The 20,116-nt window shown below is 71.9% G+C and carries 17 protein-coding genes and 2 pseudogenes; 5 read left to right on the forward strand and 14 right to left on the reverse strand.

Going from position 1 to position 20,116, the window contains the following annotated elements; translation table 11 throughout:
* Window positions 1–44 precede the first annotated feature (44 nt).
* From WMF20_RS29065 to WMF20_RS29075, 3 genes are all read left to right on the forward strand, one after another.
* Window positions 45–818, forward strand: coding sequence for a glutathione S-transferase C-terminal domain-containing protein (locus WMF20_RS29065; RefSeq protein WP_437605179.1), 774 nt, complete (start codon window positions 45–47; stop codon window positions 816–818).
* 273 nt (window positions 819–1,091) lie between these two features.
* A complete protein-coding gene (locus WMF20_RS29070; protein WP_437605180.1) occupies window positions 1,092–1,874 on the forward strand; it encodes a hypothetical protein in 783 nt (260 codons plus the stop codon).
* 42 nt (window positions 1,875–1,916) lie between these two features.
* A complete protein-coding gene (locus WMF20_RS29075; RefSeq protein ID WP_129577493.1) occupies window positions 1,917–3,680 on the forward strand; it encodes a hypothetical protein in 1,764 nt (587 codons plus the stop codon).
* Between the two features lie 138 nt (window positions 3,681–3,818).
* Here the strand turns inward: WMF20_RS29075 and WMF20_RS29080 are convergent, their stop codons facing one another.
* From WMF20_RS29080 to WMF20_RS29135, 12 genes and pseudogenes are all read right to left on the reverse strand, one after another.
* Window positions 3,819–4,844, reverse strand: a complete 1,026-nt coding sequence (locus WMF20_RS29080) for a hypothetical protein (RefSeq protein ID WP_437605181.1) — start codon at window positions 4,842–4,844, stop codon at window positions 3,819–3,821.
* Window positions 4,841–5,695, reverse strand: coding sequence for a hypothetical protein (locus WMF20_RS29085; protein WP_129577495.1), 855 nt, complete (start codon window positions 5,693–5,695; stop codon window positions 4,841–4,843). Before WMF20_RS29085 ends, WMF20_RS29080 begins: the two co-directional genes overlap by 4 nt.
* Window positions 5,696–5,699: 4 nt before the next feature.
* Window positions 5,700–6,053: a DUF4150 domain-containing protein gene (locus WMF20_RS29090; protein WP_165374265.1), complete on the reverse strand. Its 354-nt coding sequence runs from the start codon at window positions 6,051–6,053 to the stop codon at window positions 5,700–5,702.
* Between the two features lie 20 nt (window positions 6,054–6,073).
* Window positions 6,074–7,375: a DUF2169 family type VI secretion system accessory protein gene (locus WMF20_RS29095; protein WP_437605182.1), complete on the reverse strand. Its 1,302-nt coding sequence runs from the start codon at window positions 7,373–7,375 to the stop codon at window positions 6,074–6,076.
* A 103-nt stretch (window positions 7,376–7,478) separates the two neighbouring features.
* Window positions 7,479–8,381, reverse strand: a complete 903-nt coding sequence (locus WMF20_RS29100; protein WP_437605183.1) for an alpha/beta hydrolase — start codon at window positions 8,379–8,381, stop codon at window positions 7,479–7,481.
* 88 nt (window positions 8,382–8,469) lie between these two features.
* On the reverse strand, window positions 8,470–9,066 hold the full coding sequence (locus WMF20_RS29105; RefSeq protein ID WP_437605184.1) for a TetR/AcrR family transcriptional regulator: 597 nt from the start codon (window positions 9,064–9,066) through the stop codon (window positions 8,470–8,472).
* A gap of 40 nt (window positions 9,067–9,106) precedes the next feature.
* The gene (locus WMF20_RS29110) at window positions 9,107–9,325 is read right to left on the reverse strand and encodes a ferredoxin (protein WP_129577500.1); all 219 of its coding nucleotides are present in this window, start codon (window positions 9,323–9,325) and stop codon (window positions 9,107–9,109) included.
* A 42-nt stretch (window positions 9,326–9,367) separates the two neighbouring features.
* Window positions 9,368–10,582 (reverse strand): cytochrome P450, encoded by a 1,215-nt coding sequence (locus WMF20_RS29115; protein ID WP_437605185.1) that lies wholly within the window; start codon window positions 10,580–10,582, stop codon window positions 9,368–9,370.
* A gap of 237 nt (window positions 10,583–10,819) precedes the next feature.
* Entirely contained in the window at window positions 10,820–11,335 is a 516-nt protein-coding gene (locus WMF20_RS29120) for a WD40 repeat domain-containing protein (protein ID WP_437617183.1), read from the reverse strand.
* Between the two features lie 9 nt (window positions 11,336–11,344).
* Window positions 11,345–11,521, reverse strand: a pseudogene (locus tag WMF20_RS29125) (hypothetical protein); the annotation flags it as partial.
* Window positions 11,522–11,640: 119 nt separating this feature from the next.
* Window positions 11,641–12,171: pseudogene (locus WMF20_RS29130) on the reverse strand (pentapeptide repeat-containing protein); the annotation flags it as partial.
* 180 nt (window positions 12,172–12,351) lie between these two features.
* Entirely contained in the window at window positions 12,352–12,477 is a 126-nt protein-coding gene (locus tag WMF20_RS29135; protein ID WP_437605186.1) for a hypothetical protein, read from the reverse strand.
* 821 nt (window positions 12,478–13,298) lie between these two features.
* Between WMF20_RS29135 and WMF20_RS29140 the strand changes: the two genes are divergently transcribed.
* Both WMF20_RS29140 and WMF20_RS29145 read left to right on the forward strand, forming a co-directional pair.
* Complete coding sequence (locus WMF20_RS29140) at window positions 13,299–14,573, forward strand: hypothetical protein (protein WP_437605187.1); 1,275 nt, start codon at window positions 13,299–13,301, stop codon at window positions 14,571–14,573.
* 341 nt (window positions 14,574–14,914) lie between these two features.
* Window positions 14,915–16,411 (forward strand): sigma 54-interacting transcriptional regulator, encoded by a 1,497-nt coding sequence (locus tag WMF20_RS29145; RefSeq protein WP_437605188.1) that lies wholly within the window; start codon window positions 14,915–14,917, stop codon window positions 16,409–16,411.
* Between the two features lie 23 nt (window positions 16,412–16,434).
* On the opposite strand, the gene WMF20_RS29150 is transcribed toward WMF20_RS29145, so the two are convergent.
* Both WMF20_RS29150 and WMF20_RS29155 read right to left on the reverse strand, forming a co-directional pair.
* The gene (locus tag WMF20_RS29150) at window positions 16,435–18,195 is read right to left on the reverse strand and encodes a protein kinase domain-containing protein (RefSeq protein ID WP_437605189.1); all 1,761 of its coding nucleotides are present in this window, start codon (window positions 18,193–18,195) and stop codon (window positions 16,435–16,437) included.
* 263 nt (window positions 18,196–18,458) lie between these two features.
* On the reverse strand, window positions 18,459–20,102 hold the full coding sequence (locus WMF20_RS29155; protein WP_437605190.1) for a flavin-containing monooxygenase: 1,644 nt from the start codon (window positions 20,100–20,102) through the stop codon (window positions 18,459–18,461).
* Window positions 20,103–20,116 lie beyond the last annotated feature (14 nt).

Consider the following 20,116-nt stretch of genomic DNA (forward strand, 5'->3'; position numbering starts at 1 on the left):
GCGCGGCTTGCAATGCGAGGTCGCTCGGGGGCAGCATCGGGCGCATGAATCCTATCGAGTTCGTCGACGTCGCGACCGCGAAGGCGGCCCGCGGCGTCCGCATGGTCGCGTCGGGGATGGTGCCGAGCCCCTGGGCGGAGGCCGCGAAGGGGCTGTTCCGGCTTCAGGGCGTGCCGGTGCGCGTGGTGCGGTTCTCGCGGGAAGACGCGGAGCTCGCGGCGTGGATGCGCGCCGACAACGTGCCCGTCGTCTTCCACGACGACGAGCCCCCGCGCGTCCACTGGGCCGCGATCACGACCCTCGCCGCCCGCCTCGGCCCGCCGGGCGCCCTGCTCCCCGACGACCTCGATCACCGCGCCCGCACCGTCGGCCTGCTCCACGAGATCGCGGGCGAGGAGGGCCTCGGCTGGAACGCGCGCCTCCTCATGATCCACGCCTCGATGACGAGCGAGGGCGAGCGCGGCTTTCCGCTGCCCGCCGCGCGCTACCTCGCGGCGCGGTACGGCTACTCCCCCGCGCTCGATCTCGACCGCGTGCGCGCCCGCATCGTCACCGCGCTCGCCGCGCTCGCCGCCCGGCTCGACGGAGGCCGCGACTACCTCGACGGCGACCGCCCGAACGCGCTCGACGTCTACGCCGCCACCTTCCTGACCCCGCTCTGCCCGATCCCGGAGAGCGACTGTCCCCGCCTCCAGCCTTTGCTCCGCCAGGCCTTCGGGACCGCGCGCGAGGAGCTCGGCGACGCGGTGCCGCGCGCGCTCGTCGAGCACCGGAGCCGGATGTACGAGCGCCACCTGGGCTGGCCGATCGAGCTCTGATGGCATCGGGACCCCGCCGAGGGGTCGCCCTGCTCGCTTTCGTGGCGAGCGCGCTCGTGGCCTGCGCCGCCCCTCCCCGCTCGCCCCGCAGGCCGTGGCGCGAAGGCGGCCCCCTCGATGGCCCTCGATGGCCCTCGATCGATAGATAAGTTGTTGAAATGGCATCGCCTTTCCAGACGGGCGCGAATCGCATAGAAGAATGTGCTGTCAACGCGGGGCAGGTTCCGCGATTGGGGCTTGACGTTTTCGAATCAATTGGATTTCCTTCTCCCCATGAGCTTCGATCCGGCCGCAGCGCGCGATTACGTTCAGGCCCTGGACCTCTCGGGTATCCCTCGCAGCCTGGTCGCGCAGGAGGCAGCCACCGAAGCTGGCGAGGTCTTCGACGCCGCGAAGCGCCAAGCTCAGGTCGTGGGCTCATCGCTCCTGTCGTTCGCGCAGGGCGTGGACGCGGGCGTTCGGGAGGCCATCTCGGACTCGGCGCTGCTCGCCCAGCTCGTCGCCAACAAGCACGCGTCCGCACGGGCCGCGCCCCTCGACTGGTACGCGAAGTACGCGGAGGTGCTGCAGAACGTCGGCTGGGTGATGCAGGCCGGCGCGTGGTCCGACTACACGACGCAGGGGACGGGGGCCGAGGTCCACGAAAAGATCATCGAGGTCCTCTCGGTCGCGCTCGGGCCCAGCGCCGCCGCCGCGGCGATCGTGAAGTCGGCGATCGACGCGCTGGCGGCGATGAAGGAAGGTGGCTCCTGGTTCACCATCTTCAGCCGCGAGTCACAGCACGCGAACATCGCGCGTTTTCAGGTCGGCCTCGTCGAGACGGGCGCGAACGACGACGTGTTCGTCTCGCTGCTCGCCTGCTTGATCGAGGCGAACAGGAGCATCACCCAGGTGCTCTTCTTCAAGCTCCGCGACGAGAAGGCGTCGTTCTCGGCCAGCAGCGCCAAGGTGTCGATCAACCGGCCGTCGCTCATCGGCCTCGGGCCGACGATCCGCAAGAAGGTGCGGGCGTACCAGGACGATTACCTGAGCAGCATCCTCGATCTCGATCTCTAGGCCGCATCGATGCCCAGCGACGCCGCGAGCGAAGGATCGCCGGTGCCTCCGAAGCAGCGCATGGTCGCCTTCGCGATCGGGGTGGGCGACGCGGAGCGGCTGCCGTTCCTCGCAGGGGCGCACAACGGAGCGCGCGGGTTCCACGCGTGGGCGGTCGCGAGCGGCTACGAGTCGCGCCTGGTGATCGACGACGAGGAGCCGGTCACGTTTCCGCGACTCAAGGCCGAGCTGGAAGCGGTCCTCGCGCCCGGCTCGGGGCCGATCCACCGAATGCTGCTCTATTTCGCGGGGCACGGGCTGATCCGGGAGGCGGAGGAGGGGCTGTGGCTCCTCTCGACGTGGTACTCCGAGCTGCGCGCGGTGGCCGTGGAGGTCCTCCGCCGCCGCCTCTACATGCACGGTATCCAGCAGATCGGCATCTTCGCGGACGCGTGCCGGTCGCTGCCCCCGGACGTCGACGCGCTCGACCTCACCGCCGATGCCGTACTCGGGCGCGGTCCGAGGAAACCTGAGGGGACACCCGCGCTCGACAAGTTCATCGCCGCGCAGGACGGCACCGCCACGTTCGCTGTGCCGGGCGCTTCGCCGGACGAGGATCGGTGTCTCTTCTCCGGCGTGCTCCTGGAAGGGCTCTGGGGCACGAAGCCGTCCGCGTTCTCCCAGATCCTCCCGGGCAAGATCACGAGCAGCAGCCTGGGCAAATACCTCGCGACCGAGGTGCCGGTGCTCTCGAAGCGCTACGGCAAGAAGGTCGTGCCAACGGCGGTGCCGGCGTTCCCCGAGGGCGACAATTACTACTTCGGTATCGGGCCCACGCTGTCGCCCCCGGAGTTCCCGCCCTGGCCTCCTGCCCACGAGCTCCGGGGCGTGCCGCAACAGGTGCTCATGCTCGAGAGCCTGGAGTCGGCGAGGGATCTGTCGGTGGAGGCGAAATTGTCGGTGGAGGAGCGGCTGGATCGCCTGCACGCTCCAACCCATTTCGAGACCCGCGCCGGCTTCGCGGTCGAGCGGGTCGAGGTGGCGGCCCTCTGGACCCCGCCCGACACGTTCGCGGAGGTGCAGCACGACGAGGCGCGCTGGTGGCGCGTCGGAGAGCGCAACGGCTTCGTGCTGAGCAAGCCGGTGCCCGTGCTCGTCGAGCTCGCCAACGGCACCTGCGTCGCCACGACGGCGCTCCCCGACTTCATCGGCTCCATCCTGTGCGACGACTGCGGCTCATCCGCCCTCGTGTACCGCACGGTCTGGAGCGATCGATCCGCGAGCAAGGCGGCCGTCGAGGCGCTCGGGCGCATGGAGCGCGGCGGGCTGCGGTCCAGCGACGTTCTGGACGAGGCCGTCGACCTCAGGCAGGAAAAGCACGTCGATCCCGTCCTCGGGGCCGTGAGCGCGTATCTCTACGACGCCATCGGGGACCTCGACAACATTCGTCGAATGGCGTGGGCCTATCACGAGAATCACCAGGCGATCCCCTACGACGTCGCCCTCCTCGCGCAGCTCGAGGCGCGCGTCGGCAGGGGCGGCCTGCTCCGCGTGGATATCCCCGCGGTGCCCGCGCGCGAGCCTCGGACGGAGAAGGAGGCGAGGTTCTTCTGGACGCATCGGGCCACACCGCCGGCGCGCGCCGTGGTGGCAGGCTTCTGGCCGCTGCTGCGCCAGGGGTGGGCCTTCCTCGACGATCCCGTGCTCGCGAGGCCGGAGCTGCTCGAGCTGACCTCGCACCTCACGCGGGCCCGGTTCTCGACGCTGGACCGCGAAGGCGCGACGCGGCTCTCCAGGTTGTTCCGGTTGCAGCGGCACGCGCGCTGAGCGGCGCCCGAGATCCCGAGAGGATACGGCCCCGGAGCCCTGCCACGATGACGTGCGTGGCGACGAGGCGTTCGCGATCCGCCGCGCCAACCCGCTCGGCGAGCCGTCTCCCGAAGGAGGAGATCGGTGAGGCGCGCGTCAGCCCGCGCTCTTCGGCGCCTCCGGGGGATGGACGCGGGTCCACGTCTCGCCGTCGAAGCGCGCGATGTCCGTGGGGCCGACGCACCAGAGGACGCCGCCGGCCTGCTCGATCGTGTGAATGTAGCGCAGCTCCTGCTCGAGGCCGGTGCGCACCCGCAGGGCGCGCCGGCGCTCGAGGTCGTAGCGGAAGAGACCGAAGTTCGACCCGAGATAGAGGGTCTCCTGGTACATGGCGACGGCGTGGAAGAGGTGCGGGCTCCGCTCCCTCGACACGCTCCGGAAGCCGTCGCGGCGATTGCCGACGAGCAGCGCCCCCTCGTGCCCGCACACCCAGATGCGCTGCGCGCTCTCGACGTGAACCGCGTTGAGCCCGCCGACCGGCGGCACCTCGAGGCGGCGCCACCGCGGGCCGCCCAGGTGATAGAGGCTCCCTTCGAGCCCGCGCGGGCCGAGCTGCTGGGCGGCCAGGTAGATGTCGTCCTCCGCCGTCCCCTGCAGGTCGATGGGCCTCACGAGGTCCTGGAAGTCCACGCCGGGCGCCTGGAGGAGGCCCGCGTCCGCGTGCGCCCAGCGGCCGGGACCGAGCCTCCGGTACACCTGCCCCGCGCTCCCGCAGGCGAACAGGCGGTCGCCGACGCGGCGCAGCGCCGTGAGGAAACCGTATCCCTTGGACGTCGGCCGGCGGAGCCCGGCCTCCGGGATCTGCTCGATCACCGCGCCCCGCGCGGACCGGAGCTCGACCTCGCCGTCCAGGGAGAGCGCGCACAGCGCGAGATCTTCGCCGTGCGCGGCATGCTTCTCCAGCCCGACCGTGAAGAAGCCGACGTCGTGCGCCGTCCACGGCGGGGCGCCGCCCTCGTCGTACAGGAAGAGCCTCGTATGCGGGGTATAATCCCCCGGCGCGGCGAAGGTCGCCGAGAGATGGACGCTGGAGGCGCTCAGGGCGAGCGCGCCCGTGATCGTCATCGGGGTGTCGCCGGGGTCATCCGGCGTCGCTCGGGGATCCGCGCCGATCGGGTTCATCTGATCTTCACTCGCTGGCTGGTGTCGATCCCCTGGAATGCCCTGCGCACCTCGCGGATGATCTGGGCAGTACACTCCGGCTTGTACGCGATCGTGACGCGCAGCGACGATCCGATCACGTCGGAGAGCGGGAGGGTGCCGTCGGTCGACTCGCCGGCGGCGACCTTGTTGCTCAGGATTCTGTTCAGGTCCGCGTGGATGGCGTTGTGCAGCGTGCCCTTGACGAAGGCGTTTCCGGGGATGCAGATGGCGGCGCCGTCGTCCTCGGAGAGGATCCGGTACGCGGCGCCGTTGCGCGTGCCCGATCGCACGAACTCGTCGGGGACGATGTGGTGCGACTGGGAGCCCTCGCCCGGCAGCAGCTTGCAGACCTTCTTGAGATCGCCGTGCCGCCCCACGAGGCACGGGGGGCGCCGGACCTGGACGTTGCTGTCGAGCCTCGGGGCCGCGCGGAGGTCGAGGCCCATGTCCAGGCCGAGGAAGGGTGTGCGCATCGGCCGGTGAGACGGATCGGTGAGCGCGTCCTCGGTGAGGGCATGGGTCCGCGAGATGCCGACGAGGCCGATGGCGCCGTAGAGCAAGCCCCACACCCCCGCGCCGGCGGTCGCTCCGCCGGCCGCCGGGCCGAGGGTGGACAAGGCGCCCGGCGCCTTCTTGGCGGCCTCCTCCGCCGCCTTCCTGGTGGCCTCCGCCGCGAGCTGCCTGGCGAGCTCCTCGTCGAGCAGCGCCACCTGCGTCAGCTCTCGCTGGGTCGTGTAGACGCGCCCGAGCGCGTTGGCGGGCGGGTTGCCGTCGCCGGGCGTCTCGCCTCGAACCGAGGCGTCGATCTGCGCGCTGGGAGGGAGGGCCACCGCGTCAGGCCTTCACGTTCATCCAGCAGCGATCGCCCCTGCGCACGATGCGCCGGCCGTCGGCGCGGACGTTCTTCGACGCCTCGTGCGCCCACACCTTGCCCTGGTTCACGCCCGATTTGACGCCGCCGCCGGTGCCGGGCTCGTCGCCCTGGACGCTCGGCGCCAGGCTGTGATCGTAGACGTAGGTGGGTTTGCCGTTGAGGTTCACGTGCTCGATGCACTTCATGCTGCCGTCGAAGCTGGCATAAAGCATGTACGGGACCGGCACCATCGCGCCGCCCACCGGCGTCAAGCACACGTCCGGGGCGACGGTCACCGCGTAGAAGCTGCTGTCCTTTCGAGCTCCGATGGGCATGTCCTCTCTCCGTGCCTCGATTAAGCCGCACCCGTCTGCTGCATGTACCCGAGCGCCAGGAGGCTCACGCCCTCGGCCGCGAGCGACGCCGGGATGCGCGCGCGCCAAACGAGCGACAGGCGCATCTGCTCGAGGTCGACGATGACCGTGTCGATGGGCACGGCGGCGAAGCTCACCGCGTCGCCCTTGCCGCTGAGCCGGACGACCACGGCGGCCTCCGGCACGTGGAAGCGGCAGGCCGTGCCCGCGGCCTCGGGAGCGGCGCCCGGCGCGCTCGGCGGCAGCAGGTTCCACAGCTCCGCGAGCTCGCCGCCGAGCAGGTAGTCGCACTGCATGTCGGGGTGCGCGCCGTTCCAGTAGGCCATGTCGAAGTCGGGCGGCATGTACGGCCAGCGCTCGGCGAGCCAGCGATCGTCGAAGGTGCCGGCCAGCTTCAGCCGCGGCTGCCACGGCTTGGCGATGACGCCGACCCCGCGCGGCGACAGCTCCGGCGCCTCGCCTGCGCGCACCTCGCCCGCCACCATCCGCGCGAAGATCTCCGCGGTGATCCCGGCGCCGGGCGCCTCGATCCGCGGGGCCGGCCAGCGCTTCACCTCGGCCGCGTCGGCATACCAGCCCTCGAGGAAGCCGACGCCGAACGGATTGTGCGCGCAGGTCGCGTGCGCCACCGGGGCCGCGTCCGCCTCCGGGTGCGCCCGGCGCGCCTCCTCGCTCAGCCGGTGCGCGCCGTCGAGCCGCTTCGCGGCCTCGTCCTCGGCGTACACCTTGAGCTGGCCACCGAAGGCGTGCTCGTAGCGCAGCGGCAGGGCCACGAAGGGCTCCGGATCCGTCAGCGCCCATCCATCGTCCGTGCGCTCGAACGCCCGCGCCCCGTGGACGGCCAGGCGGTGATCCAGCAGCGTGCCGGCCTCCGCGAGGTTGGGGATCGCGGCCAGGCGCCGGATGCGGACGCGCACGTCCACGCGCGCCACGGCCTCGCCGGCCGGCGCGTGCGCAGCGCCGATCACGATGACGTCGCACCTCGGCTTGCTCTGCGCGAGATCGCTCTCGACCTTGACGCTGCTGCGGTTGATCTCGCCGTGATAGACGTCCGAGAGCGCGAGCTCACCGTCGCAAATGGCGGCGACGTGGGTGATCCGCGCGCCGTCGCTCCCGCCCGCGTCCGGCGCGGCGCGCAGCGCATAGCTGCCCCGCGCGACGACGACATGCGATTCGTCGCCCCGAGCGTCGACGATGTCGTACTCCAGTGCAGGAAACGGAGTGCGGTTCTCGAGCGCCATCGGGGCGGCGGCAGGATACCCGACCGCTTCGGCGCGGAGCAAGGCCGCTCGGTGGCGGCGCGCGCGACATCCTCGGTATCACGTCGCGCGGCGCCTCGGCCGAACCGCCGCAGCTCCGATTGCAATGCCGCAATGCAGGGGTCCCTCAGGCGACCCACCGCAGCTCTCGATGAAATAGCTCGCCCTCGAGCGAATCCATGCTCAGGCCTGTGTCCGCCGCCGCCTCGGCGCCCGCGATGAAGCTCGCCACCTCCCGGATGACGTGGCTGTCGCGGAGCATGCGCCGGTGGCCCAGCCCCTGCGTCTCGTGGAGGCGCGCGCCCGGCCACGCGCCGGCCAGCGCGAGCCCGTCCTCGAACAACACCTCCTGGTCCTGCCGATCGTGCACCACGAGCAGCTCTCCGCGCATCCGGGGGGCGAGCAAGCGCCCGTCGAGCTCGCGCAGCGCGATGCCCGTCCGCGCCTCGATGCGCTCCTTCAGGCGGCGCTCGGCGCGCGGATCCAGCCCGAAGAACGACACGAACGCCCCGATGAAGCGGTGCGGGTCGAGCGGCGGCGCGACGAACGCATAGCGATCCGCGCGCACGCCGCTCCGCTGCGCCAGGACCGCCGCCACGCCCCCGAGCGAGTGCGCCACGATCCCCTCGACCGGGCCGGCCTCGCGCGCGACGTGCGCGAGCGCGTCGGCGAGGTCGACCACCGTGGCCTCGGGCGCGGGGTGGTCGCCGTGCCCGGGCGCGTCGAACGCCACGACCCGGAGCCCCGCCGCGAGCAGCCGCGGGACGAAGGCCGACAGCTGGCTCCCGCGCCCCTCCCACCCGTGCACCAGCAGCACCGCAGGATCGCCGGACCGCGGCCGAGGCGGGTTGAACGTCCACACCGGGATAAGGCCCGCGCCGCTCGCCACGCGCGACGGCACCGCCGCGGCGAGCGCTTCACGCTCCCACGCCGGCCGCGCATGGCGCCGGGGCGTCCTGTAGATCCGCTCGGCCCACTGCGCCGCCGCCTCCGAGGACAGGGCCCCTACCGCGCGCAGGCCGGCGCGCACCGCGAAGAGGCGCAGATCAATCGATCGAACGTTCGTACTATTTTTGGCCCCGAGTTTCGCCTTGCTCATGGTACCTCCGGATGTCTCGTCAGCGCGTCGCCGCCGCGTCGCCGACCAGCCGCTCGAACGCGGCGCGGGCGCGCTTCTCTGCTTTGGGGTCGCGGAGCAGCCTGTCCAGGATGTGAAAGCCGTACGCGATCGAGAACACCTCGAACGCGAGCTGGCGCACGTCGAGGTCCTTCCGGAAGTGCCCCTCCTCGACGGCGATGCGCGCGGCGTGCGCGAGGGTCTCGAGCCAGTCCTTCTGGGAGGCGACGAGCTTGTCGCGGGCCGGCCCGGATTTGTCGTCGAGCTCGACGCTCGCGTGCAGAAAAACGCAGCCGCCGGGCATGAACGGCTGCTCGGTCCAGCGCAGCCAGCGCTCGAAGAGCGCCCGGACGCGCGGGAGACCGCGCGGCTCGCGGAGGGCGGGGCTCACGACCACGTCCACGAAGCGGCTCGTCGCCTCGTCGAGCACGGCGACCTGCATCTCCTCCTTGGAGCCGAAGTGCGCGAACAGGCCGCTCTTCGACATGCCCACCCGCTCGGCGAGCAGCCCGATGCTCAGGCCGTCGAGGCCCACCTCGCTGGCGAGCGACAGCGCCTCCGCCAGGATCGCCCTGCGGGTGTCCTCTCCTTTGGCCACGCGGGGACGATAGCACGACCGTTCGCTTCGTCCAGCGTCGTCATCCTGCGCTCTCGCTCAGCCGGAGCGCGGCGCCGGGGCACACGGCGACCGCTTCCCGGACCGCCGCGTGCTCCGCCTCCGGCGGCTCGGCGTCGCGCACGATCACGATCCCGTCCTCCCGCTGATCGAAGACCCTGGGCGCGACCATCACGCATTGGCCCGCGCCGCAGCACTTTTCGACGTCCGCGATCACCCTGAGCTTCGAACCGGTTTCCATGTGTCCCTCCGCTCCCGTCTCCTCACCTCGCCTGGGCCATCGTCACCAGCGGACCAGGAGCCTCTCGATCCCGCCGACGAGCAGGCCCTCGCGGCGCGGCAGATCCCCGGGCAGGGCCGCGAGATCGAGCGAGGGCAAGCGGCGCAGGAGCACGCTCAGCACGGTTTGCAGCTCGGTCCGCGCGAGCGCCTGGCCCACGCACGAATGGCCGCCGGCGCCGAACGCGATGTGCGGGTTCGGCGCGCGGTTCAGCACCATCTCGTCGGCCCGCTCGAAGGCCTTCTCGTCCCGGTTCGCCGCGGCCATGTTGCAGATGATCGTCGTGCCGCTCGGCACCTTCGTGCCCGACAGCTCGATGTCCTCGGTGATGAAGCGCGGCAGCCCGAAGCCCGCGTTGGCGTCGAAGCGGAGCGCCTCTTCCACCGCGGTGCGGACGAGGGAGGGCTCGGCCAGGAGCCGCTCCCAGCGCTTCCGGTCCGAGAGCAGCATGGCGACCATCTTGGCGATCATGTTCGAGGTGGTCTCGTGCCCGGCCACCAGGACGCCTTGCGCCGTGAGCAGGAGGACCTTTTCGCTGATCTGCTCTCCCTGGTCGGCGGCCCGGATCAGATCGCTGAGCAGGTCGTCCCCGGGCTGCGCGCGCTTCTTCGCGATATGGCCCATCAGGTACTCGGTGAACTCCGCCTGTGCCGTGTCGACCTCCGCCTGGGTGAACTGCGTCAGGGTGAGCATGGCGTTCGACCAGGTGGCGAGCTTGTCGCGCTCATCCACGGAGATGCCGAGGATCTCGGCGATCACCCAGACGGGCAAGGGGAAGGCGAGCTCGCTCACGAGGTCGGCGGGCGCGCCTTTGGCGACCATCTCGTCGATGAGCTGATTCGCCATCGCCTCGATGCTCTGCTGCATCGCGGAGATGCGCTTGACGGTGAACCAACGGCTGATGAAGCGCCGCCATTTCTCGTGCTGCTCGCCGGCCGAGATCTCGGCCGCGGCCTCGCTCTCGAAGGCGCTGCCCCCCTCGTTCGCCGTGATCCTCGCCGCGCCCTCCTGGCTCAGGTTGCGGGTGAACCGCGGATCCGAGAGCACATGGCGCACGTCGTCATACCGCGTGACCAGCACCGCCTTGTCCCCGCTCGGCAGCCGGACATGGGCGACCGGACACCCCTTCCGGAGCTTCGCCCACTCCTCGGGCGGCTCCACGGCGTTCGGGGCGCGGAACGGATACTCCAGGACCTGATCGCTGCTGTCAGTGCTCATCGAGACCTCCCGCCACGGGTCTAAGGCGGGCGACTTATGAAGTCAAATGACTTAAACCCTCTTTTGCCTTCAGGAAGCGGCGCAGGCGGGCGGGCGCCGCATCGCTCAATGTGATTCAAAATACAACACTGGGGCTCAGAGCGCCATGAACGCTCGCGCGCCCTCACCCCGCGACGATGTCAGCTGGTTTCGACCGCCCTGCCCGGCCAGCCCGCCGTCCGCGGGCACCGCCCCGCCCTACCGCCCCGCCCCGTTCGCGGGCAGCGCCGCGGCCCGCGGGTGCGCGACGAGCGGCTCCTCGCCCGGGATGCGCAGGGGGCTCGGCAGGTACGGATCCAGCTCGCCCGGCTCGAAGCGGCACAGGCCGATGACGTGCCAGAAGGAGCCGCCGATGTCGCCGCCGAGCTTGTAACGGCCGTCAGGGCTGAACGCCGCCCAGCCCTCGGGACAGGGCAGCAAGATCGCGAGACACCCGCCCGTGCCCACGTCCCAGAGGCGCAGGGTGCCGTCGGCGGACGCCGACGCGAGGAGCGCGCCGTCGGGGCTGAAGGCGATCCCCTGCACCGACGCCTTGTGGCCCTCCAGGGTGCGCAGGACGCGGCCCCGCTTCACGTCCCAGAGCCGCACCGTCTTGTCCGACGACCCCGACGCGAGCATCTGGCTGGCCGGGTTGAACGCCACCCCGCGCACCCCGCGCGTGTGCCCCTCCAAGCAGCCCAGGGCACGGCCGCTCCCCACGTCCCAGAGCCGCACCGTCCGGTCGTCCGACCCCGACGCGAGCAGGACCCCATCGCCGCGCCGAGGTGCCCGTGCATCGCCCGGATCGCCTGCCCGGTCACCGCGTCCCAGAGCCGCACCGAGCCGTCCTCGTGGCCCGCCGCCAGGAGATCGCCGAGCCGGCTCCACGCCACCGCGTTGCACGGCGAGACCGGCGCCCACATCGGATCGCCCTCGCGCGGCCGGGGCGACGCCGCGCCGTCCGCCGACAGCGGCGCGGCAGGCACCCCCCGCACGCCGACGAGCTTCGCGCCGCGCAGCTGCGCGCCCGTGAGATCCGCGCCCCGCAGATCCGCGCCGACCAGCCGCGCGAACGAGAGATCCGCGCCCCGCAGATCCGCGCCGGCGAGGTCGGCGCCGGTGAGATCCGCCCGCGAGAGCTGCGCTGCGCCCACGCCGCCGCCGCCCCGCGCCCCGCGAGGGACACGAAGAAGTCGACCATGAGCTCGCTCATCTCGTCGGCCCCGAGCGCCGCGCTGTCGCCCGCCTCCTTCACCTCGCGCGCCGCCGCCTCGGCCACCAGCCACTCCAGCGCCGACCGGTGCACGAACGAGAACGACCCCTCCGCGTCCCGCACGAGCAGCGAGCCCGAGCCGAGCAGGTGCTCGACGATCCCCCGCTCGAGCGGCGGCGCGTCGGCCGGCTGCGCGCCCCGGATCAGGCTCTCCGGCAGCTCGCCGAGCCCGACCGACCGCGCGCTCCGCTCCCAGAGCAGCCGCGCCAGCGCCGTCATCGCGGCCCGCAGCGCCTCGCGCGGGATGCCCCGCGGCGCGCCCGGCGGGTTCGCGCGCGCGTGCTCGAGATCGAGCCACTGCTCGACGAGCACCTCGTACAGCTTCGCCGCCGTGATCGTCCCGGTCCGCGCCTTCGCCTGCCGCAGATCTCGACGGCGAGCAGGACGACGCCGGGGGTGCGCTGGAGGACGCGGAGCACCTCGCGGAAGCTGCCGAGGAACGGGGCCATCGAGGCCGGGAGCGGCGGGGTGGAGGCGGTCATGACGCCGCGACGAGGCGCTCGGCCGGCGCGGGCGCGCGGCCGTGGAGCTCGGCCGGCGCGGGCGCGCGGCCGTGGAGCTCGGCCGGCGCGGGCGCGCGGCCGTGGAGGGACGGGGTGGTCACGGAGCTCCTCGAAGGGACCGTCGTCGCCGAGATCAACAAGATTGCCTTACCCCCCGCGATGCCGAGCAGGGCTGCGCTGCGCCGCGCCGTGCCCCTCCCCAGGCCACCCCAGGCATGGTGCGGCCAAAGCGTGGGGCCCTGCAATAGGCTGGAGGGGGCGCCGGCGTGGGTGCGGCGCGGGGCGCGTGGGCGGCGCGGGGCGACGTTGCCGGCGTCGGGGTCAGCGTCGGCCCGGCGTGGGGGCGAGGCGGCGACCCGGCGCGGGGGCCAACGTTGCCGTCCTCGGGCCAACGTTGGCCCGCTGCGGGGCGCGGCGCCCGCCGGGTGCCTGGACGCCGGCGCTAACACCGAGATCGGCCGCTCGCCCGGCGCCCGGAGGTCGCTCACCGGAACATCGACCCACGGGGATGCTCTGACCGGCCGCGCAGCCTCGCCAGCGCGCCCTCTCGCGCGGGCCCGCCTTCACGCGAGCACGAGCGGCACCCGGCGCGGGCAAGCCGGCTCGGTGTCACATGGCACGACCTCACTGTGCCATGGCACGCACGTCACCGTGCCAGGCACGCTCAGCGACAAGTTACGGTCGCTGAGCCGCTTGTCACCCGAGGCAGCTCATCTCCGCAGCCCAGCGCCGCATCGAGAACGACGAACTTCGGCGGCATTTCATCCGCCATCGCAAGGGCCGGCGCGTGGGTGCGACGATGGCACGCTCGCTGCTTGAGCGACGCGAGCGACGAGCTGCGCAGCCTCGGCCAGCGCGCCTCCGATGCGTTCTCACCCGTCGGAGGCGCGTCTTCACGCCAGCACGAAAGAATACAATGAACATGTCTTCGTTGACTTCTCGGATCGAGCGTACGACCCATCGCCTCATCGCTACCGGCGCGGCAGCGCTGAGCGGCGCGCTCGCGCTCGCGGCGGGGGCGGGCGAAGCGAGCGCGGGATGGACGTGCAGCACCTTCGTCAACAGCTCCATGGATACGAACATCAATGCTGCGTCGTACAATGGTAAGCCTCACGTGTTCTACAACGTCTGGCAACCGAGCACACATCTGCTGCGCACGGCGTACACGACAGACACCAATCAGACCCTGTGGAGCCATGAGACCCTCGCGGGCGATCCGGCGCTGCCCGGCCAGCACGCGGGATACAACTCGTCGGGAAACTCGGCGACCTATGGCGGCACCTTCTACTTCCCTTATGTGGACCAATTCAACGGGGATCTGAGGGTCGCGTACAAGACCAGCGGCACCGGCGCCTGGACCCATATCGGTGTCGACGGAAACGGCGAGAACATCCACGGAAACATGGGCTTCGAGCCCGCCGCGATCGTCTTCGACGGCAAGCTCTTCATCTTCTACACGACGGCCGGCTTCGCGACCAGCGACAAGGTGCTCCGCGTTGCCGTCTATGACGGGTCGACATGGAGCTACCAGCTCGTCGACAACATCGGCGGAATCAGCAAAGCCAAGCCCGTCGTCCATGACGGGAAGCTGCGGGTCTTTTACCGCTCATTTGGCAACACTGGTACGAACGTTCGCCAGGCCGTCACCACGAACGGCACGAGCTGGAGCCTCTCCGTGCTCGACGGAGACGGAGGCGCCAACGGGCGGACGACGGATCACGTCGGCGCGGACATCGCGGTCGTGACGTACGGCAATCCCTTGGGCACCCTCGGCCTCAAGGTCTTCTACATCAACGAGACCCAGAAGAACCTGCGCGTCGCAGATTTTGACGGGACCAACTACACGTTCAGCGTTATCGACGGCACGGGCGGCGTCGCGAGCGGTGCGACCAGCGGGGATATGGGCTTTGCAATCGATGCCATCAGCGATAGCCAGTCGCTCTTCGGCTGGAGAACGCCCTACGTCTTCTATATCGACCAGACCAACCATACGCTCCGCGCGGCTTCGCTCAGCGGCTCCTCCTGGAGCGCGATCAAGATCGACGGCGCAAGCAGCGGGAACACGTGCTCCGGCGCGGTGACGGCCGCCAGCGGCGTGGGCGGCCCGGCGGTCGTCAAGGGCGGCGGCGGCCTGTTCGTGTTCTACACCGCGGGCAGCGTGGGCACTCCCCTGCGCAAGGCCGAGTTCACGCCGTAACGCGGCGTCGTAGGGCCGAAGGCGGCGCGCCGCGCGCCGCCTCGGCGCCGCGCCCCTGCTCGTGCTCGGCAGGCTGCTCGCCGGGGAGAACGTCGTCCTATCGGCTCCGTCGAGGCGTTCGCCGGACCGCTCGCTCCCCGGCGCGCGCCGATCCCCGCACCTTGCCACTCCGGGCAGCGTCGCAGCTCAGCCCGCCTCGGAGAGCTTCGGTGCGCATTCGCGGGGTTGCACCCGGAATGAGAACCTGCCGCGGTGTCGCACAGGAACGACGCTGTGAAGGCGTGATCTGGACGGAACAAAGCACGCGCGGGCGGAGGAGGTTTGGTAGCATCGTCCACGCAATGCCCGGCGACAGATGGCCGTCGACGAAGAGCCTCGGCACCACAGCCTCGATGCAAATTTGCACGCCGGTCACCGGAACCGTGGGCTCGGGGGCGGGCATCGTGCTGCTCTATGCGCCCAATTACGAGCAGTTTCGCCCGGCGTACGCCCTGCCCGAGTCGGGCTCGGTCCTCGGCCGCGACCCGAGCGCGGACATCTGCGTACCGACGCGCACCGCGTCGCGCCTGCACGCCCGCATCGAGCGGCGCGGGGGCGTGTGGCAGCTCTTCGATCTCGGCGGCCGTAACGGCACGCTGCACAACGGCGAGTTCGTCGCCGAGGCCGTCCTCGCGCACCTCGACGAGATCCGGATCGGCGACGCCATCTTCAAGTTCGTCGAGAGCGACGCCGAGAGCTACGCGCACTACCGCATCGACGGCGCCTACTTCGACGATCCGGACGCGACGGCGAAGGCCCGGCCGCGCTCCTCGACGAGCCGGATCGTCGGCGGCTACCAGAGCCAGCGCCTCGCCGGGAGCCTGCGCGAGATCGCGCGCAGCGAGCTGTCGGTGCTGATCCTCGGCGAGAGCGGGACCGGAAAGGAGATCTTCGCCGAGCAGCTCCATGACTGGAGCGGCAGGCGCGGGCCGCTCCATGTCGTCAACTGCGCGGCGATCCCCGCCGCGCTCATCGAGGGGGAGCTCTTCGGACACCGGCGCGGCGCCTTCTCGGGCGCCGACCGCGACCGGGTGGGCATCCTCCGCGCGGCCCACCAGGGCACGCTCCTGCTCGACGAGATCGGGGATATGCCGCTCGAAGCCCAGGCGAAGCTCCTCCGGGTGATCCAGTCGAAGGAGGTCATGCCGCTCGGCGCGTCGCAGCCCGAGCAGGTCGACGTGCGGATCGTCGCCGCCACCCACCGCGACCTCGACGCGCTCCAGCAGTCGGGCGCCTTCCGCGCCGACCTGTTCGCCCGCCTGAACGAGCTCAGCATCACGCTGCCCCCCCTGCGCGAGCGCAAGGAAGACATCTTCTCGCTGTGCGTCGCGCTCGCGAGGCGCCACGGTCGGCCCGAGGCGCGCCCCAGCATGGCGTTCATGGCGGGCCTGCTCCACCACGATTTTCCCTACAACGTGCGGGAGCTCGAGGCGCTCATCAAGCGCTGGGCGGCCAGGGCGCGCAGCGCCGAGCTCGACGTCGAGGACCTCAGCGACGAGATCCGGGACCGGATGCGGAGCTACGGCGCCCGGAGCTCGGCGTCGCAGCCGCCGCCCGCGGACGAGGCCCGCGCCACGCTGGCCCCGGAGGGCGAGGCGGCGCCCCCAGCCGGCGAGGGCGCCGACGCGCTGAGGGGGACGCTGCCCCCGCGGGCCTCCCCGGACGAGAAGGTGTTGCGGGAGCTCCTGGTGCAGCAGCGGGGCAACGTCGCCGCGGTGGCGCGCGAGCTCGGGAGAGATCGCGCGCAGGTGCACCGGTGGATCCGGCGGTACAACATGAACATCGACGACTTCCGCTGACCCGACGCGGCGGTCGACGCCGGCTATTCGAAGCGCTGGGGGAGGAGCGGGTCGCTCGCGTCCGCGGGGGGCGGCGCCGCGGCAGGCGCCGCGCTCGCCGCCGCTGCGGGCCGAGGTTTCCTCGCCGGGCTCGCGGAAGCCCGGCGCGATGCCTGCTTTCGCTTTGCCGCGGCGACGCCGGCGTCGGCGGCGATGACCTCGGTCTCCGCATCGCCCTCGAGGGCCCGCGCGTCGTGGACCCCGCCCGGGATCCCGGGCAGGGCCGCCATGCCGTCCTTCCGCGCCGCGGGCGCCCTGTCGATCTCCGCCGAGGCTCCCCCGGAGGCGATGACCCGCCCGATCCGGCGCGCGATCGGGGACGCCTCAGGCATCGGCGAGGGCGCCGGGCACTCGACCGAGGGCGCCTCCAGCGCGCCGCGGATCGCGCGCTGCACCCCGATGGACGCCGCGCCGGCCGGCCAGGGCATCGCGGCCCCGCCGAGGCCCGCGGCGAGCAGCGCGAAGGCGGAGAGCCGCAACCTGGTCCGGTCCCGGTGCGGCGGCGGCGCGGGCTCGTTCGGCGGTCGCTCCGGCCGCTCGTCGACGCCGTGGTCCCGGCCGAGCGTCGGCTCGCCGCGGACGCCGTGGTCCCGGCCGAGCGTCGGCTCGCCGCGGACGCCGTGGTCCCGGCCGAGCGTCGGCTCGCCGCAGACGCGGTAGTCCCGGCTGAGCGTCGGCTCGCCGCGGATGCCGTAGTCCTGGCTGAGCGTCCGCTCGTCCGGGAGCGCGGTCCCGCTGTCCAGCGGGGGGTCCTTCCACCGCTGCGCGCCGCCCGCGCCGCTCGCGGGGCGCCGGGGCGCGCGCGCCCTCACCCGCGGCTCGAACCGCGGGGCGACCGCGAGGCGCTCGGACGGCGCCAGGGGGACGAGCAGGCTCTCGTCCAGCGCGAGAGGGTCCTCGCCGAGCAGCGGCAGGAGGGCGTCGCGCATCGCCGAGGCGCTCGGATACCGGTCGGCCGGCTGGTACTGGAGCGCGCCGTCGACGACCGCCGCGACCTCGGGCGGGACCCACGGCGCGACGTCCTGGACCGGCGCGGGCAGGTCGGCGACCAGGGCGGCGATGAGCTCTCCGACCGCCTTGACGTCCTCGGTCGGCGTTCGACCGGCCAGCGCGCGGTAGAGCACGACCCCGAGCGACCAGAGGTCGGTCCGATGATCGATGTCCTTGATGCCCCGCGCCTGCTCGGGGGACATGTAGCGCGGCGTCCCGAGCACGTGGCCGGACCACGTGAGCCCCGTGGTATCCCGGCGAAGATCGTGGGCTGGCCGGATCTTCGCGACGCCGAAGTCGAGCAGCTTGACGACGAGCCCGTCGCCGCCCTCGCGCCGCGCGAGGAACAGGTTGGCCGGCTTGATGTCCCGGTGCACGACCCCGGCTTCGTGCGCCCTCTCCAGGCCGACGCACGCCTGGGCCACGATCCGGAGCGCGAGCCTGGGGGGCAGCGGGCCGAGGCGGTCGAGGAGGTGCGCGAGGTCCTCGCCGCGGAGGAGCTCCATGACCAGGAACGGCGAGCCCGTCGCCTGGTCCACGTCGGCGTCGAGCACGCGGACGATGTGCTCGGTCCGGATGGCGCTCGCGGCCCTCGCCTCGCGCTCGAACCGGCCCAGGGCGGACCGGCCGTGGGCGAGCTCCGGGGAGAGGACCTTCACGGCGACGCGGCGCTGCAGCGCGACGTCATCGGCCTCGTAAACGGCCCCCATCCCCCCTTGGCCGATCAGCCGGCCGAGGGCGTACCTACCGTTCAACGTCGTAGTGTCCACGAGAAGCATGTCCAATCAGGCGCGTTGGACCCTGGCTCGAGCCCGGGTCTGCGGCAGCGCTTGCATTTCCGATGCCAGGCTCACGCGGGAGAGCGCCCGGTCGTGGCGGCTCCGGTGCGCGGCGCTCGCGCGACGCTTTCTACTTCGCGTGAGCCCCGCGGAAGGGGAGCTTTCACCCGTTGATTTCCTGCCCGTCTGCAGGCGGCGGACCGGGCCAGGGGCCCGCGGGGGGCCCCCGCCGCCCCCCTTCACCCCGCCTTCGACAGCGCGAACCCCGCGTACCCCTGGGCCGCGACCTCCTCGCACCGCTTCCTGTAGGCGCCGACGCCGCCGGCATACGGCATGAGGACGCGCGGCTTGCCAGGGATGTTGGCCCCGACGTACCAGGAATTGGCCAGCGGATAGAACGTGCCGTCGGCCACCTCCCTGACGTGCGCGCCCCACCTGTCCTCCGCCTCGGCGGTGGCCTCGATGCGCTCGAGGCCGCGCGCGCGCAGGTACGCGAGGCAGTCGGCGATCCACTCCACGTGCTGCTCGATGGAGACGATCGCGTTGCTGAACACCGACGGGCTGCCCGGGCCGGTGATGGTGAACAGGTTCGGGAATCCGGCGACGGCGATGCCGAGGTACGCGCGCGGGCCGTCGGCCCACCGCTGCTTCAGCGACGCGCCGCCCCTGCCGCGGAGGTCGATGCGGGTCAGGGCGCCCGTCATCGCGTCGAAGCCCGTCGCGAGCACGAGGCAATCCAGCGCGTGCTCCGCGCTCCGCGTCCGGAGCCCCCGCTCCGTGATCTCCTCGATCGGCGACGACTTCAGGTCGACCAGGGTGACGTTGTCCCGGTTGAACGTCTCGTAATAGCGGGTATCGACGCAGAGGCGCCGGGTGCCGAGCGGGTATTCTCGCGGGCACAGCGCCTCGGCGACCGCGGGGTCGCGGACCGTCGCGCGGATCTGGGACCGGACGAACTCGGCGGCCGTCTCGTTGGCCTCGCGGGAGCGCATCACGTCCGAGAACGTGACGAGGAAGGACGTGCCGCCCTGCTCCCATCGCGCCTTGTACGCGCGCTCCCGCTCCTCGGGCGACACCTCCAGCGCAGACTTCGGGTTGACCTCCATGACGACCCCGGCGCGCGTCTCGCGGGCCTTGCGCCGGTACTCGGCGTAGCTCTCCTTCATCCACGCTTCGTAGGCCGGGTCCAGGGGCGCGTTGCGCGCCGGCACGCTGAAGCAGGGGGTCCGCTGGAACACGAAGAGCCGAGCCGCCTGCTCGGCGATGACGGGGATGATCTGGACGCCGGACGAGCCGGTGCCGAGGACGCCGACGCGCTTGCCGCGGAAGTCGACGCCTCCGTGCGGCCAGCGGCTCGTGTGGTACCGCTCGCCCTGGAAGCGCTCGATCCCCGGGAGATCGGGCGCCTTCGCCGCGGACAAGCAGCCCGTGGCCATGATCAGGAACCCGGCGGTCACGCTCGCGCCGTCGCCGGTCCGGATGGTCCACCGGCCCGTCCCCTCGTCGAAGGCGGCCGCGGTCACGCGCGTCCCGAGCTGGATGTCCCGGCGGAGCTCGAACCTGTCCGCGACGTGCTCCAGATAGCGCAGGATCTCCGGCTGGGTGGCGTAGCGCTCGGTCCACTTCCACTCTTGTTGGAGCTCGGGCGAGAACGAATAGGAGTAGTCCATGCTGGGGATATCGCAGCGCGCGCCCGGGTAGCGGTTCCAGAACCACGTGCCGCCCACCCCGCTGCCCGCCTCGTAGACCCGCGCCGAGAGGCCGAGCTGGCGCAGGCGGTAAAGCATGTACAGCCCCGCGAACCCGGCGCCGACCACGACCGCATCGAAGCGGCCCATAGGCGCCGCGCCGCCCCCCGAACGATTCGACTCCACCTCGGACATGATGTTCGCCTCCC

It is taken from the genome of Sorangium sp. So ce834, from assembly GCF_051521425.1.
In the GTDB taxonomy this organism is placed as follows: domain Bacteria; phylum Myxococcota_A; class Polyangia; order Polyangiales; family Polyangiaceae; genus Sorangium; species Sorangium cellulosum_D.

Bases quoted from the DNA above. Each gene is read 5' to 3' on its own strand.
- WMF20_RS29065 (WP_437605179.1), top strand. From the start codon at position 45: ATGAATCCTATCGAGTTCGTCGACGTCGCGACCGCGAAGGCGGCCCGC.
- WMF20_RS29070 (WP_437605180.1), top strand. From the start codon at position 1,092: ATGAGCTTCGATCCGGCCGCAGCGCGCGATTACGTTCAGGCCCTGGAC.
- WMF20_RS29080 (WP_437605181.1), bottom strand. From the start codon at position 4,844: ATGAACCCGATCGGCGCGGATCCCCGAGCGACGCCGGATGACCCCGGC.
- WMF20_RS29090 (WP_165374265.1), bottom strand. From the start codon at position 6,053: ATGCCCATCGGAGCTCGAAAGGACAGCAGCTTCTACGCGGTGACCGTC.
- WMF20_RS29110 (WP_129577500.1), bottom strand. From the start codon at position 9,325: ATGGAAACCGGTTCGAAGCTCAGGGTGATCGCGGACGTCGAAAAGTGC.
- WMF20_RS29115 (WP_437605185.1), bottom strand. From the start codon at position 10,582: ATGAGCACTGACAGCAGCGATCAGGTCCTGGAGTATCCGTTCCGCGCC.
- WMF20_RS29140 (WP_437605187.1), top strand. From the start codon at position 13,299: ATGTCTTCGTTGACTTCTCGGATCGAGCGTACGACCCATCGCCTCATC.
- WMF20_RS29145 (WP_437605188.1), top strand. From the start codon at position 14,915: ATGCCCGGCGACAGATGGCCGTCGACGAAGAGCCTCGGCACCACAGCC.
- WMF20_RS29155 (WP_437605190.1), bottom strand. From the start codon at position 20,102: ATGTCCGAGGTGGAGTCGAATCGTTCGGGGGGCGGCGCGGCGCCTATG.